Here is a 13,777-nt window from a genome sequence, read left to right on the forward strand (position 1 = left end):
AGGAGGTCCGAGACACGTGCCTGCGCACCCTCTCGACACCGAACGCGTCGTCCTCGACGAGCGCGACATCTCCCGGGCACTGACCCGCATCTCGCACGAGATCCTCGAGCGCAACAAGGGCGCCGCCGATCTCGTCCTCCTCGGCATCCCCAGCCGTGGCGTGCCGCTGGCACGACGGATCGCCGAGCGGATCGCCGCCGTCGAGGGTGACGACGTGCCCGTCGGCTCGCTCGACGTGACGATGTACCGCGACGACCTGCGCCTCAAGCCAGCCCGGGCGCTGCTGCCCACCGAGATCCCGCCGAGCGGCATCGACGGCCGCACCGTCGTCCTGGTCGACGACGTGCTCTTCTCGGGCCGGACGATCCGGGCGGCCCTGGACGCTCTCAACGACATCGGCCGGCCGCAGGCCGTGCAGCTGGCGGTGCTGGTGGACCGCGGCCACCGCGAGCTGCCGATCCGCGCCGACTTCGTCGGCAAGAACCTGCCCACCTCGCTGGTCGAGCGGGTGCGGGTGACCCTGGCCGGCATCGACGACCACGACGCCGTGACGATCCAGGGCGTCGGGGACGGAGGAGACCGGTGAAGCGGCACCTGCTCAGCGCGGCCGACCTGAGCCGCGAGGACGCCGAGCTCGTCCTCACCACCGCCGCGGAGCTGCGCGAGCTCGCCGACCGGCCGATCAAGAAGCTGCCGGCGCTCCGTGGCCGCACCGTGGTGAACCTGTTCTTCGAGGACTCCACCCGCACCCGGATCTCGTTCGAGGCGGCGGCCAAGCGGCTGAGCGCGGACGTCATCAACTTCGCGGCCAAGGGCTCGAGCCTGTCCAAGGGCGAGAGCCTCAAGGACACCGCCCTGACCCTCGAGGCGATGGGGGCCGACGCCGTCGTGGTGCGCCACGGCGCCAGCGGCGCCCCGCACCGGCTGGCCAACTCCGGCTGGGTGCGCTCCAGCGTCGTCAACGCCGGGGACGGCACCCACGAGCACCCGACCCAGGCGCTCCTCGACGCGTTCACCATGACCCGCCACCTCAGCCCGGACGGCAAGCCCTCCCTGGAGGGCCGCAAGGTCGCGATCGTCGGCGACGTCCTGCACAGCCGGGTGGCCAGGTCCAACGCCCTGCTGCTGGGCACTCTCGGTGCCGAGGTCACGCTCGTCGCCCCACCGACCCTGCTGCCGGTCGGTGTCGAGACGTGGCCGGTCGAGACGTCGTACGACCTCGACAGCGTCCTGCCGAAGGTCGACGCGGTGATGATGCTGCGGGTCCAGCGCGAGCGGATGAACGGCGGGTTCTTCCCCACGGCGCGGGAGTACTCCCGCCGCTACGGCCTGGACGGGCGGCGGATGGCGACCCTGCAGGACCACACGATCGTCATGCACCCCGGGCCGATGGTCCGGGGGATGGAGATCACCGCGGACGTCGCCGACAGCGACCGCTCCGTGATCGTCGAGCAGGTCACCAACGGCGTCGCCGTGCGGATGGCCGTCCTGTACCTGCTGCTGGGCGGCTCCGCCCCGGCCGTCGGAGGAGAAGAGTGAGCGCATATCTCGTCAAGAACGTCTCGGTGCTCGGCGGTACGCCGACCGACCTGCTCATCCGCGACGGCGTCATCGCCGAGGGGAGCAGCGACGGAGCCGAGGTCGTGGACGCGACCGGGCTGGTCGCGCTGCCGGGCCTGGTCGACCTGCACACCCACCTGCGCGAGCCCGGCCGTGAGGACGCCGAGACCGTCGAGACCGGCACCCGCGCCGCCGCGATGGGTGGCTTCACCGCAGTGCACGCGATGGCGAACACCGAGCCGGTCGCCGACACCGCCGGCGTCGTCGAGCAGGTCTGGCGGCTCGGGCGCGAGGCCGGCCACTGCGACGTGTTCCCGGTCGGTGCGGTCACGGTCGGCCTGCAGGGCGAGCGCCTGGCCGAGCTCGGGGCGATGGCCGACTCCGCGGCCCGGGTGCGGGTCTTCTCCGACGACGGCAAGTGCGTGAGCGACGCGGTGCTGATGCGTCGCGCGCTGGAGTACGTCAAGGCGTTCGACGGCGTCGTCGCCCAGCACGCGCAGGAGCCGCGGCTGACCGAGGGCGCCCAGATGAACGAGGGCGAGCTCTCCGGTCGGCTCGGCCTGGCGGGCTGGCCGGCGGTGGCGGAGGAGGCGATCATCGCCCGCGACGTGCTGCTCGCCGAGCACGTCGGGTCCCGGCTGCACGTGTGCCACGTGTCCACGGCGGGGTCGGTCGAGCTGATCCGCTGGGCGAAGAGCAAGGCCAGGAAGGACGGGACCTGGGACGTGACGGCCGAGGCCTGCCCGCACCACCTGCTGCTGACCGACGACCTGGCAGCGACCTACGACCCGATCTACAAGGTGAACCCGCCGCTACGCACCGCAGCCGACGCCGCGGCGCTGCGCGCGGGCCTCGCCGACGGCACCATCGACGTCGTCGCCACCGACCACGCCCCGCACCCCCACGAGGACAAGGACTGCGAGTGGGCAGCCGCCGCGTTCGGGATGCTCGGCCTGGAGACGGCGCTGTCGATCGTGCAGGAGACGATGGTCGACACCGGCCTGCTGGACTGGGCGGGGGTCGCCGACCGGATGTCCCACGCGCCGGCGCGCATCGGCCGGGTCTCGGACCAGCACGGGCGCCCGATCGAGGTCGGCGAACCGGCCAACATCGTGCTCTACGACCCGTCCGTGCGGCGCACCGTCGACCCGGCGGCGTCGGCCAGCCTGAGCCGCAACACGCCGTACCGAGGGATGGAGCTGCCCGGCCGGGTGGTCGCCACGTTCCTGCGCGGGCGACCCACCGTCCTGGACGGCGCGCTGCAGGAGGTCGGCCGGTGAGTGACGCGATCCTGGTCCTCGAGGACGGGCGCACCTTCCACGGCGAGTCCTACGGCGCCGAGGGCGAGACCTTCGGCGAGGCGGTCTTCAACACCGGGATGACCGGCTACCAGGAGACGCTGACCGACCCGTCGTACCACCGGCAGGTCGTCGTGATGACCGCGCCGCACGTCGGCAACACCGGCATGAACGACGAGGACCCGGAGTCGCGTCGGATCTGGGTCGCCGGCTACGTCGTCCGGGACCCCGCCCGGCGCGCGTCCAGCTGGCGCTCGCGGCGCTCGCTCGACGACGAGCTGCGGACCCAGGGCGTGGTCGGCATCTCCGGGATCGACACCCGGGCCCTGACCCGGCACCTGCGCGAGCGCGGGGCGATGCGGGTCGGCATCTCCTCGGTCGAGACCGACCCGGCGGCGCTGCTGGAGCGGGTGCAGGCGTCCGGCGAGATGGCCGGCGCCGAGCTCGCCTCGGAGGTGTCGACGGACGAGGCCTACGTCGTCCCCGCGATCGGCGAGCGGAGGTTCACCGTGGCCGCGCTCGACCTCGGCATCAAGGGGATGACTCCGCACCGGATGGCCGAGCGCGGCATCGAGGTGCACGTCCTGCCCGCGACCGCGACGCTCGAGGACGTCCTCGCCGTTCAGCCCGACGGGCTCTTCTACTCCAACGGCCCGGGCGACCCGGCCGCGACGACCCACCAGGTCGAGGTGCTCCAGGGGGCGCTCGCCGAGGGGCTCGCGTACTTCGGCATCTGCTTCGGCAACCAGCTCTTCGGACGGGCGCTCGGCTTCGGCACCTACAAGCTCACGTACGGCCACCGCGGCATCAACCAGCCGGTGATGGACCGCACGACGGGCAAGACCGAGGTCACCGCCCACAACCACGGGTTCGCCGTCGACGCGCCGCTCGACCGCAGCACCACGACGCCGTACGGCGAGGCCAGCGTCAGCCACGTCTGTCTCAACGACGAGGTCGTGGAGGGCCTCGAGCTGCGTGACGCCGAGGGCCGCCTGAAGGGGTTCTCGGTGCAGTACCACCCCGAGGCCGCCGCCGGCCCGCACGACGCCGCCTACCTCTTCGACCGGTTCGTCGAGCTGATGGCGGGTGGTGCCGATTCCGCGCAATTGCTGGCAGATGTACCGGGATCGGAGGCGGAACCGGACATCTCCCAGCAATTGAACGACGACAGCACCCCAGAAGGGACCGCCTGATGCCCAAGCGCGACGACATCCAGAGCGTGCTGGTGATCGGCTCGGGTCCGATCATCATCGGCCAGGCGTGCGAGTTCGACTACTCCGGCACCCAGGCCTGCCGGGTGCTCAAGGCCGAGGGCCTGCGCGTCGTCCTGGTCAACTCCAACCCGGCGACGATCATGACCGACCCGGAGTTCGCCGACGCGACGTACGTCGAGCCGATCACACCGGAGTTCGTGGAGAAGGTCATCGCCAAGGAGCGCCCGGACGCGCTGCTGCCGACGCTCGGCGGGCAGACCGCGCTCAACGCGGCGATCGCCCTGCACGAGCGCGGGATCCTGGAGAAGTACGGCGTCGAGATGATCGGCGCCAGCTTCGAGGCGATCCACCGCGGTGAGAACCGCGAGCTGTTCAACGGCATCGTCGAGAAGGTCGGGGGAGAGGTCGCCCGCAGCTTCATCTGCCACACCCTCGACGACTGCGAGAAGGCCGTGGCCGAGCTCGGCTACCCGGTCGTCGTGCGGCCGTCGTTCACCATGGGCGGCACCGGCTCCGGCATCGCCTACGACGAGTCGGACCTGGCGCGCATCGCCGGCGCCGGGCTGGCCGCCAGCCCGACCACCGAGGTCCTCCTCGAGGAGTCGATCATCGGGTGGAAGGAGTACGAGCTGGAGGTGATGCGCGACAAGGCCGACAACGTCGTCATCGTCTGCTCGATCGAGAACTTCGACCCGATGGGCGTGCACACCGGCGACTCGATCACCGTCGCCCCGGCCATGACCCTGACCGACCGCGAGTACCAGCACCTGCGGGACCTGGCGATCGACATCATCCGCGAGGTCGGCGTCGACACGGGCGGCTGCAACATCCAGTACGCCGTCAACCCGGCCGACGGCCGCGTCATCGTGATCGAGATGAACCCGCGGGTGTCGCGCAGCTCCGCGCTCGCCTCCAAGGCCACCGGCTTCCCGATCGCGAAGATCGCCGCGAAGGTCGCGATCGGCTACACGCTCGACGAGATCCCCAACGACATCACGACGCGACCGGACGGCCAGAGCACGCCGGCCGCGTTCGAGCCGACGCTCGACTACGTCGTGGTCAAGGTGCCGCGGTTCGCCTTCGAGAAGTTCCCGGCCGCCGACCCCACGCTGACCACGCACATGAAGTCGGTCGGCGAGGCGATGGCGATCGGCCGCAACTTCACCGAGGCGCTCCAGAAGGCGCTGCGGTCGCTGGAGAAGAAGGACGCGGTCTTCGACTGGGAGAAGGAGTGGGTCGACCTCGACAAGGAGGCCCTGCTCGAGGAGGTCCGTCGCCCCCACGACGGCCGCCTGAAGAAGGTGATGGACGCGATCCGGGCCGGCGCGACCCCGGAGGAGGTCTTCGACGCCACCGGGATCGACCCGTGGTTCGTCGACCAGCTGATGCTGATCAACGAGGTCGCGGCCGAGGTGACCGCCGCTCCCGAGCTGACCCCCGCCCTGCTGCGCAAGGCCAAGCGGCACGGGTTCTCCGACGCCCAGATCGGCAAGATCCGCGGCATGACCGCAGACGTCGTCCGCGGGGTTCGGCACGCGCTGGGGATCCGGCCGGTCTACAAGACCGTCGACACGTGCGCGGCGGAGTTCGCGGCGGCCACGCCGTACCACTACTCGACCTACGACGAGGAGACGGAGGTCGAGCCACGGGAGCGGCCCGCGGTCCTCATCCTGGGCTCCGGTCCCAACCGGATCGGCCAGGGCATCGAGTTCGACTACTCCTGCGTCCACGCCAGCCTCGCGCTCTCCGCGTCGAAGGGTGGGGCCGGCTACGAGACCGTGATGGTCAACTGCAACCCCGAGACGGTGTCGACCGACTACGACACCTCCGACCGCCTGTACTTCGAGCCGTTGACGCTCGAGGACGTGCTGGAGGTGGTGCACGCCGAGCAGCAGGCGGGCCCGGTCGCCGGCGTCATCTGCCAGCTCGGTGGCCAGACGCCGCTCGGGCTCGCCCAGGCGCTGAAGGACAACGGCGTGACGATCGTCGGGACGTCGCCGGAGGCGATCCACCTCGCCGAGGAGCGCGGCGCCTTCGGCCGGGTGCTGCACGAGGCGGGGCTGCCCGCGCCCAAGCACGGCACCGCGACGTCGTTCGCGGACGCCAAGGAGATCGCCGACGAGATCGGCTACCCGGTGCTGGTGCGGCCGTCCTACGTCCTGGGCGGCCGCGGCATGGAGATCGTCTACGACGAGGAGTCGCTGCGCGGCTACATCGAGCGCGCCACCGAGATCAGCCCGGAGCACCCGGTGCTGGTCGACCGGTTCATCGACGACGCGGTCGAGATCGACGTCGACGCGCTGTACGACGGCGAGGAGCTCTTCCTCGGCGGCGTGATGGAGCACATCGAGGAGGCCGGCATCCACTCCGGTGACTCCTCGTGCGCGCTGCCGCCGATCACCCTCGGTGACGCCGAGATCCAGCGGATCCGCGAGGCCACGGAGGCGATCGCCCGCGGGGTCGGTGTGCGCGGGCTGCTCAACATCCAGTTCGCGCTCGGCTCCGACGTGCTCTACGTGCTCGAGGCCAACCCGCGGGCCAGCCGCACCGTCCCGTTCGTCTCCAAGGCGACCGCGACACCGCTGGCCAAGGCCGCGGCGCGGCTGATGATGGGGGAGTCGATCGCGGCGCTGCGCTCCGCCGGCGCGCTCCCGGCGGAGGGCGACGGGGGCACGCTGCCCCCGGACCAGCCGATCGCGGTCAAGGAGGCCGTGATGCCGTTCAACCGGTTCCGCACCCCCGACGGCCGCCAGGTCGACACGGTGCTCGGGCCGGAGATGAAGTCCACCGGCGAGGTGATGGGGCTCGACGCCGACTTCGGCCGTGCCTTCGCCAAGGCGCAGGCCGGCGCGTTCGGGCCGCTGCCCAGGCCCCGCTCGGACAAGGGCGCCGGCAAGGTGTTCGTGTCCATGGCCAACCGGGACAAGCGCACGATGATCTTCCCGATCAAGGTGCTCGCCGACCGGGGCTTCGAGATCCTCGCGACCCAGGGCACCGCTGAGGTGCTGCGCCGCAACGGCGTCCGCGCCACCGTGGTGCGCAAGCACTGGGAGGGCGAGGGCCCGCACGGCGAGAAGACGACCGTGCAGCTGATCCTGGACGGCGAGATCGACCTGGTCATCAACACTCCGCACGGCTCCGGGTCGGGCAGCTCGGTCCGCATCGACGGCTACGAGATCCGCACCGCCGCGGTGATGGCCAACATCCCCTGCATCACCACGGTCCAGGGTCTCGGGGCCGCCGTCCAGGGGATCGAGGCCCTCGAGGCCGGCGACATCGGGGTGTGCTCGCTGCAGGACTGGGCGCGGAGGTCGTGATCTACCAGGCGCTCTTCGACCACGTCCTGACCCGCTCCGACGCCGAGCGCGCCCACCACGCGGGCTTCCGGGCGATCCGGGCGGCGCGACCGGTCACGCGCTGGCGCCGTACGCCGGGGGAGCCGGTCCAGGCGCTCGGGCTGACCTTCCCCAACGTGCTGGGCCTCGCGGCCGGCTTCGACAAGAACGCGGTCGGCGTCGACGCGCTCGCCGCGCTCGGGTTCGGCCACGTCGAGGTGGGCACGGTCACCGGCGAGCCACAGCCGGGCAACGACCGGCCTCGGCTCTTCCGGCTGACCGCCGACCGGGCCGTCGTCAACCGGATGGGGTTCAACAACGACGGCGCCGAGGTGGTCGCCCGGCGGCTCGCCGCCCGCAGCCGTCGCCGATCGGCCGGCACTCGGGGACGACCGGTCCTGGGCGTCAACATCGGCAAGTCCAAGGTGGTGCCCGAGGACGAGGCGGTCCGCGACTACGAGAAGTCCGCACGGCTGCTCGCGCCGCACGCCGACTACCTCGTCGTGAACGTGAGCTCGCCGAACACCCCCGGCCTGCGCAACCTCCAGGCCGTCGAGAAGCTCGAGCCCATCCTGACCGCGGTGCAGCGCATCGCCGCACTCGACGACCGGCGCGTCCCGCTGCTGGTCAAGATCGCTCCCGACCTCGCCGACGACGACGTCCTCGGCGTCGCGGACCTCGCGCTCGCGATCGGCCTGGACGGCATCATCGCGACCAACACCACGATCTCCCGCGACGGTCTCCGCACGGCTCCCGCAGAGGTCGAGCGGGTCGGCGCGGGCGGCCTGTCCGGACCCCCGTTGACGGCCCGCGCGCTGGAGGTGATGCGGCTGCTCCGGGACCGTGTCGGGCCCGGGCCCACCCTGGTCGGGGTCGGCGGCATCACCACGCCCGCCGACGCGCGTGCCCGGCTCGACGCGGGCGCCACCCTGCTGCAGGGTTACACCGGGTTCATCTACGGCGGCCCGCTGTGGCCCCGACGGATCGTGCAGGGAGTCTCATGACCACGTTCGGCAGCCGGCTGCACGCCGCGATCGCGGACCGCGGCTCGTTCTGCGTGGGGATCGACCCGCACGCGGGGCTGCTGCGGGAGTGGGGGCTCGGCGACGACGTCGCCGGGCTCGAGCGGTTCGCCCTGACCACGGTCGAGGCGGTGGCGCCCCACGCGGCGGTCGTGAAGCCGCAGTCGGCGTTCTACGAGCGGTTCGGCAGCCGCGGCATCGCCGTCCTCGAGCGCGTCGTCGCGGAGTCCCGTGCGGCGGGGGCCCTGGTCCTCCTCGACGTCAAGCGGGGTGACATCGGATCGACCAGCCAGGCGTACGCCGACGCCTACCTCGACCCGGCCTCGCCGCTGGCCTGTGACGCCGTGACGGTGAGCCCGTTCCTCGGCTTCGGCTCGCTGGACCCCTTCGTCGACACCGCCCGCCGACACGACGCCGGCCTCTTCGTGCTCGCCCTCACCTCCAACAAGGAGGGTCCCGAGGTGCAGCACGCCCGCACCGACGAGGGCGGCACCGTGGCCGGGCGGATGCTCGACCACCTCCGCCGGCTCAACGCCGATGCGACACCGCTGGGGTCCTTCGGCGCGGTCGTCGGCGCGACCATCGGGTCCACCGACGAGGACCTGGCGTTCAACGGGCCCGTGCTCGCGCCCGGCTTCGGTGCGCAGGGCGGGACGCTCGCCGACGTACGCCGGCTCTTCGGCTCCGCGGCGGCGGTGCTGCCCAGCTCCTCGCGCGAGGTCCTGCGCCTCGGGCCGGACGTGGCGGCGATGCGCGAGGCCGTGCTGCGCACCAACGCGGAGCTGCGGGCGTGACGAGGGCCGCCGTGCTGGTCCCGGCCCTCCTGCTGGTGGTGTCCGCGGTGACCGGGTGCGGCGGGTCGGAGCAGGACGACTACTGCGCGGCGGTGAAGGAGCACCAGCAGGAGCTCAGCGACATCGTGGGCAGCGGCGACCCCGACGCCCTGCTCCGGGCCCTCGGCACGTTCCGGGACCTGCAGGGCCGGGCCCCCGGTGACATCACCGACGAGTGGCAGCAGGTGGTGACCAGCCTCGAGGCGCTCCAGCAGGCCCTCGAGGACGCCGGCGTGGACCCGGCGACCTACGACCGGGCACACCCGCCCGCCGGCCTGACGCCGGCCGAGAAGGCGCGCATCGACGCCGCCGCCGCCCAGCTCGGCAGCGGCACCACGCTGCGCGCCCTGCAGGACCTCGACCAGCAGGCCCGCGACGTCTGCAAGACCCCACTGACGCTGTGAGAGCCGGCGCGCCGAGCTGCGGGCGGCGTGCGCGTCCAGGGTGTCCCAGTTTCACCATGGTCTGTTGGTGAACCGGCACATCCCATGGTGGGCAGGCCGTGGGAAGTGCAGGTTCGCCTGCATACCGTGATGAACCTGCGGCTGCAGTGGCTGGCGGACCGGGTGGTCGCTTCCAGCGCAGTTTCACCATGGTCTGTTGGTGAACCGGCACATCCCATGGTGGGCAGGCCGTGGGAAGTGCAGGTTCGCCTGCATACCGTGATGAACCTGGGGCAGCAGTGACCCCCGGCCACCCAGCCGCACCGACCTCGATTGCTGCCCTCCGGCGGTTCTGACTAGATTGACCTCGCACCGGCCGGACCCGGCCGGGTGACCCCGCAGCCCGTCGACAAGGACCCGCCCGTGGCTCTGCCCCCGCTCACCCCCGAACAGCGCCAGGCGGCACTCGAGAAGGCCGCCGCCTCCCGGCGGGAGCGGGCCGAGGTGAAGAACCGCCTCAAGAACTCCGGGGCGTCGATCGTCGACGTCCTGCACGAGGGTCAGCACAACGAGGTCATCGGGAAGATGCGGGTCGTCGACCTGCTGCAGTCCATGCCCGGGCTCGGCAAGGTCCGCGCCCGGCAGCTGATGGAGAGGCTCGGGATCGCCGAGAGCCGCCGCGTCCGGGGGCTGGGCGCCAAGCAGGTCGCGGCGCTCGAGAAGGAGTTCGCCGGGCGTGAGTGAGCCGGCCGTCCCCGGGCGCCGGTCCCGTCTGGTCGTGCTCGCCGGCCCCACCGCGGTCGGCAAGGGCACCGTGGCCGCCGAGGTGCGCCGCACCCACCCCGAGGTCTGGATCTCGGTGTCCGCGACGACGCGTCCGCCGCGCCCCGGCGAGCAGGACGGCGTCCACTACTGGTTCGTCTCCGACGACGAGTTCGACACGATGGTCGACCAGGGCGAGCTGCTGGAGTGGGCGGTCGTCCACCGGGCGGCCCGCTACGGCACGCCGCGCCGCCCGGTCGAGCTCGCCCTGGCCACCGGCCGGCCGGCGCTGCTCGAGATCGACCTCCAGGGTGCGCGCCAGGTGCGCGCGACGATGCCCGAGGCGCTCTTCGTCTTCCTCAAGCCGCCGTCCTGGGAGGAGCTGGTCCGACGACTGGTCGGGCGGGGCACCGAGAGCGAGGAGGAGCGCGAGCGCCGGCTCGGGACCGCCCGCGACGAGCTGGCCGCCGAGGACGAGTTCGACGTCACCATCGTCAACCACGAAGTTCACGATGCAGCGGAGCAGTTGGTAGCCTTGATGACGCCATCCCCGACTGATCTGTGAGGCAACCCGCGTGTCCGGACCGACCATCGCCGCCGAGGGCGTCACCAACCCCTCGATCGACGACCTGCTGACGAAGACCGACAGCAAGTACAAGCTGGTCCTCTACAGCGCCAAGCGAGCCCGGCAGATCAACGCCTACTACTCCCAGCTCGGCGAGGGCCTGCTGGAGTACGTCGGCCCGCTCGTCGACACGCACGTCCAGGAGAAGCCGCTCTCGATCGCGCTCCGCGAGATCAACGAGGACCTGCTCACCTGTGAGGACATCGACCCCGCCGAGCTCGCCGCCGAGGAGGCCGCCGCGCAGGCGGCCGCCGCGGACGCGGGCGACGCCTGAGCCAAGGCCGCACCCTGACCAGGGTCGTCCTCGGCGTCTCGGGCGGCATCGCGGCGTACAAGGCCTGTGAGCTGCTGCGGCTGTTCACCGAGTCCGGGCACGACGTGACCGTGGTGCCGACGGCCGCGGCCCTCGAGTTCGTCGGTGCCCCGACCTGGGCGGCACTGTCCGGCAAGCCGGTGGCCACCGACGTCTGGAGCGACGTCCACGAGGTGCCGCACGTCCGGATCGGCCAGGAGGCCGACCTGGTCGTGGTCGCTCCTGCGACGGCCGACCTGCTCGCCAAGGCGACCCACGGGCTCGCGGACGACCTGCTCACCTCGACCCTGCTCACCGCCCGCTGCCCGGTGGTCTTCGCCCCGGCGATGCACACCGAGATGTGGGAGCACCCCGCCACCCGGGCCAACGTGTCGACCCTGCGCGACCGTGGCTCGCTGGTCATCGAGCCGGCCGAGGGCCGGCTCACGGGCAAGGACACCGGCAAGGGCCGGCTCCCCGAGCCTCGCGAGGTCTTCGAGCTCTGCCGCGAGGTGCTCGCGCGGGGCACGACCGGTGCGCCGGACCTCACCGGCCGGCACGTGGTGGTCTCCGCCGGCGGGACCCGGGAGTACCTCGACCCGGTGCGCTTCCTCGGCAACCGCTCCTCCGGCCTGCAGGGCTACGCCCTGGCCCGTGCCGCCGCGGCCCGGGGGGCCGAGGTCACGCTCGTGGCGGCCAACACCAGCCTGTCCGACCCGGCCGGCGTCAAGGTCGTGCGCGTGGAGACCACCGCACAGCTGCGGCAGGAGGTGGTGTCGGCCGCCGGCTCCGCCGACGCCGTCGTCATGGCCGCCGCGCCGGCGGACTTCCGGCCGGTCGCGCCCAGCGGGAGCAAGATCAAGAAGCCGACCGACGGCTCGGCCCCCGCGATCGAGCTCACCCAGAACCCCGACATCCTGCACGAGCTGAGTGCGGACCGGCTCCGGCCGGGGCAGGTCGTCGTCGGCTTCGCAGCCGAGACCGGGGACGCCACCGGCTCGGTCCTCGACCTGGCCCGCGCCAAGCTCGCCCGCAAGGGCTGTGACCTCCTGGTGGTCAACGACGTCAGCGGGGGAGCGGTCTTCGGCAGCGCGGAGAACGAGGCCGTGGTGCTGGCCGCCGACGGTGCGTCTGTCGACGTGCCCCGCGGCTCCAAGGCGGCCCTGGCCCACGTCATCTGGGACGAAGTCACGAAGCGGCTGCCCTCCCGTTAGGGTGTGCGCCATGACCGGACGCCTGTTCACCTCGGAGTCTGTGACCGAGGGCCACCCCGACAAGATCGCCGACCAGATCAGCGACTCCGTGCTCGACGCGATGCTCGAGCTCGACCCCTACAGCCGGGTCGCCGTGGAGACGCTGCTGACCACCGGGCTGGTGGTCGTGGCCGGGGAGGTCACGACGACGGGCTACGTCGACGTCAAGGACGTCGTCCGCAAGCGGATCGTCGACATCGGCTACGACTCCTCGGTCAAGGGCTTCGACGGACACTCCTGCGGCGTCATGGTGGCCATCGGCGGCCAGTCGGGCGACATCGCCCAGGGCGTCGACACCGGCCACGAGAGCCGCACCGGCTCCGTGGACGCGATGGACAAGCAGGGCGCGGGCGACCAGGGCCTGATGTTCGGCTACGCCTGCGACGACACCGACGTGCTGATGCCGCTGCCGATCGTGATCGCCCAGCGCCTCGCCGAGCAGCTCACCGCGGTGCGCAAGGACGGCACGCTGCCCTACCTGCGTCCCGACGGCAAGACCCAGGTCACCATCGAGTACGACGACGAGAACCGCCCGGTCCGCGTGGACACCGTGGTGCTCTCCTCCCAGCACGACGAGGACACCGAGCTCGACACCCTCGAGGCCGACGTCAAGAAGCACGTCATCGACCCGGTGCTCGCCACCTTCTCGATCCCCTCCGACGGCTACCGCCTGCTGGTCAACCCGACCGGCCGCTTCGTGGTGGGTGGGCCGATGGGCGACGCGGGCCTCACCGGCCGCAAGATCATCGTCGACACCTACGGCGGCATGGCCCGCCACGGCGGCGGCGCCTTCTCGGGCAAGGACCCGTCCAAGGTCGACCGCTCGGCCGCCTACGCGATGCGCTGGGTCGCCAAGAACGTGGTGGCGGCCGGCCTGGCCCGGCGCTGCGAGGCCCAGGTCGCCTATGCGATCGGCAAGGCCCAGCCCGTGGGCGTGTTCGTCGAGACCTTCGGCACCGGCGTCGTCAGCGACGAGAAGATCCAGGAGGCGGTGCTCGCGGTCTTCGACCTGCGGCCGGCCGCCATCATCGGCGAGCTCGACCTGCTGCGCCCCATCTACGCCAAGACCGCGGCGTACGGTCACTTCGGCCGCGAGCTGCCGGAGTTCACCTGGGAGCGCACCGACCGCGCGGATGCACTACGCGCCGCCGCGGGTCTCTGACCCGGAGGTGCCAGCCGGCTGGTCCTGACGGGCCATGT

Annotated in this window: 13 protein-coding genes; all 13 read left to right on the forward strand. The window is 72.0% G+C overall.

All coding sequences use genetic code 11. The annotated features are described in order from the left end of the window. The first annotated feature begins 16 nt into the window (after positions 1–16). The 13 genes from pyrR (at position 17) to metK (ending at position 13,739) form a co-directional block, all read left to right on the forward strand. Complete coding sequence (gene pyrR / locus ACILRH_RS06170) at positions 17–586, forward strand: bifunctional pyr operon transcriptional regulator/uracil phosphoribosyltransferase PyrR (protein ID WP_395691620.1); 570 nt, start codon at positions 17–19, stop codon at positions 584–586. Further along, the gene (locus ACILRH_RS06175; RefSeq protein WP_395691621.1) at positions 583–1,539 is read left to right on the forward strand and encodes an aspartate carbamoyltransferase catalytic subunit; all 957 of its coding nucleotides are present in this window, start codon (positions 583–585) and stop codon (positions 1,537–1,539) included. The genes pyrR and ACILRH_RS06175 overlap by 4 nt, the downstream gene beginning before the upstream one ends. After that, on the forward strand, positions 1,536–2,840 hold the full coding sequence (locus tag ACILRH_RS06180; RefSeq protein ID WP_395691622.1) for a dihydroorotase: 1,305 nt from the start codon (positions 1,536–1,538) through the stop codon (positions 2,838–2,840). The genes ACILRH_RS06175 and ACILRH_RS06180 overlap by 4 nt, the downstream gene beginning before the upstream one ends. Then, a complete protein-coding gene (gene carA / locus ACILRH_RS06185) occupies positions 2,837–4,051 on the forward strand; it encodes a glutamine-hydrolyzing carbamoyl-phosphate synthase small subunit (RefSeq protein WP_395691624.1) in 1,215 nt (404 codons plus the stop codon). Before ACILRH_RS06180 ends, carA begins: the two co-directional genes overlap by 4 nt. Then, on the forward strand, positions 4,051–7,389 hold the full coding sequence (gene carB, locus ACILRH_RS06190; protein WP_395691626.1) for a carbamoyl-phosphate synthase large subunit: 3,339 nt from the start codon (positions 4,051–4,053) through the stop codon (positions 7,387–7,389). Before carA ends, carB begins: the two co-directional genes overlap by 1 nt. Further along, positions 7,356–8,411: a quinone-dependent dihydroorotate dehydrogenase gene (locus ACILRH_RS06195; protein ID WP_395691628.1), complete on the forward strand. Its 1,056-nt coding sequence runs from the start codon at positions 7,356–7,358 to the stop codon at positions 8,409–8,411. The genes carB and ACILRH_RS06195 overlap by 34 nt, the downstream gene beginning before the upstream one ends. Further along, positions 8,408–9,223: an orotidine-5'-phosphate decarboxylase gene (gene pyrF, locus ACILRH_RS06200; RefSeq protein WP_395691630.1), complete on the forward strand. Its 816-nt coding sequence runs from the start codon at positions 8,408–8,410 to the stop codon at positions 9,221–9,223. Before ACILRH_RS06195 ends, pyrF begins: the two co-directional genes overlap by 4 nt. Beyond that, positions 9,220–9,666 carry a hypothetical protein gene (locus tag ACILRH_RS06205; RefSeq protein WP_395691631.1) on the forward strand — a complete coding sequence of 149 codons (447 nt, stop codon included), beginning with the start codon at positions 9,220–9,222 and terminating at the stop codon, positions 9,664–9,666. The genes pyrF and ACILRH_RS06205 overlap by 4 nt, the downstream gene beginning before the upstream one ends. A gap of 402 nt (positions 9,667–10,068) precedes the next feature. After that, positions 10,069–10,389: an integration host factor, actinobacterial type gene (gene mihF / locus ACILRH_RS06210; protein ID WP_395691633.1), complete on the forward strand. Its 321-nt coding sequence runs from the start codon at positions 10,069–10,071 to the stop codon at positions 10,387–10,389. Further along, a complete protein-coding gene (gene gmk, locus ACILRH_RS06215) occupies positions 10,382–10,972 on the forward strand; it encodes a guanylate kinase (RefSeq protein ID WP_395691635.1) in 591 nt (196 codons plus the stop codon). Before mihF ends, gmk begins: the two co-directional genes overlap by 8 nt. Positions 10,973–10,982: 10 nt before the next feature. Then, positions 10,983–11,306 (forward strand): DNA-directed RNA polymerase subunit omega, encoded by a 324-nt coding sequence (gene rpoZ, locus ACILRH_RS06220; protein WP_395691637.1) that lies wholly within the window; start codon positions 10,983–10,985, stop codon positions 11,304–11,306. A gap of 14 nt (positions 11,307–11,320) precedes the next feature. After that, positions 11,321–12,538 carry a bifunctional phosphopantothenoylcysteine decarboxylase/phosphopantothenate--cysteine ligase CoaBC gene (coaBC, locus tag ACILRH_RS06225; RefSeq protein ID WP_395692079.1) on the forward strand — a complete coding sequence of 406 codons (1,218 nt, stop codon included), beginning with the start codon at positions 11,321–11,323 and terminating at the stop codon, positions 12,536–12,538. 10 nt (positions 12,539–12,548) lie between these two features. Then, positions 12,549–13,739 (forward strand): methionine adenosyltransferase, encoded by a 1,191-nt coding sequence (metK, locus tag ACILRH_RS06230; protein WP_395691638.1) that lies wholly within the window; start codon positions 12,549–12,551, stop codon positions 13,737–13,739. Positions 13,740–13,777: the final 38 nt, after the last annotated feature.

This window comes from Nocardioides sp., from assembly GCF_044226765.1.
Classification (GTDB): Bacteria; Actinomycetota; Actinomycetes; order Propionibacteriales; family Nocardioidaceae; genus Nocardioides.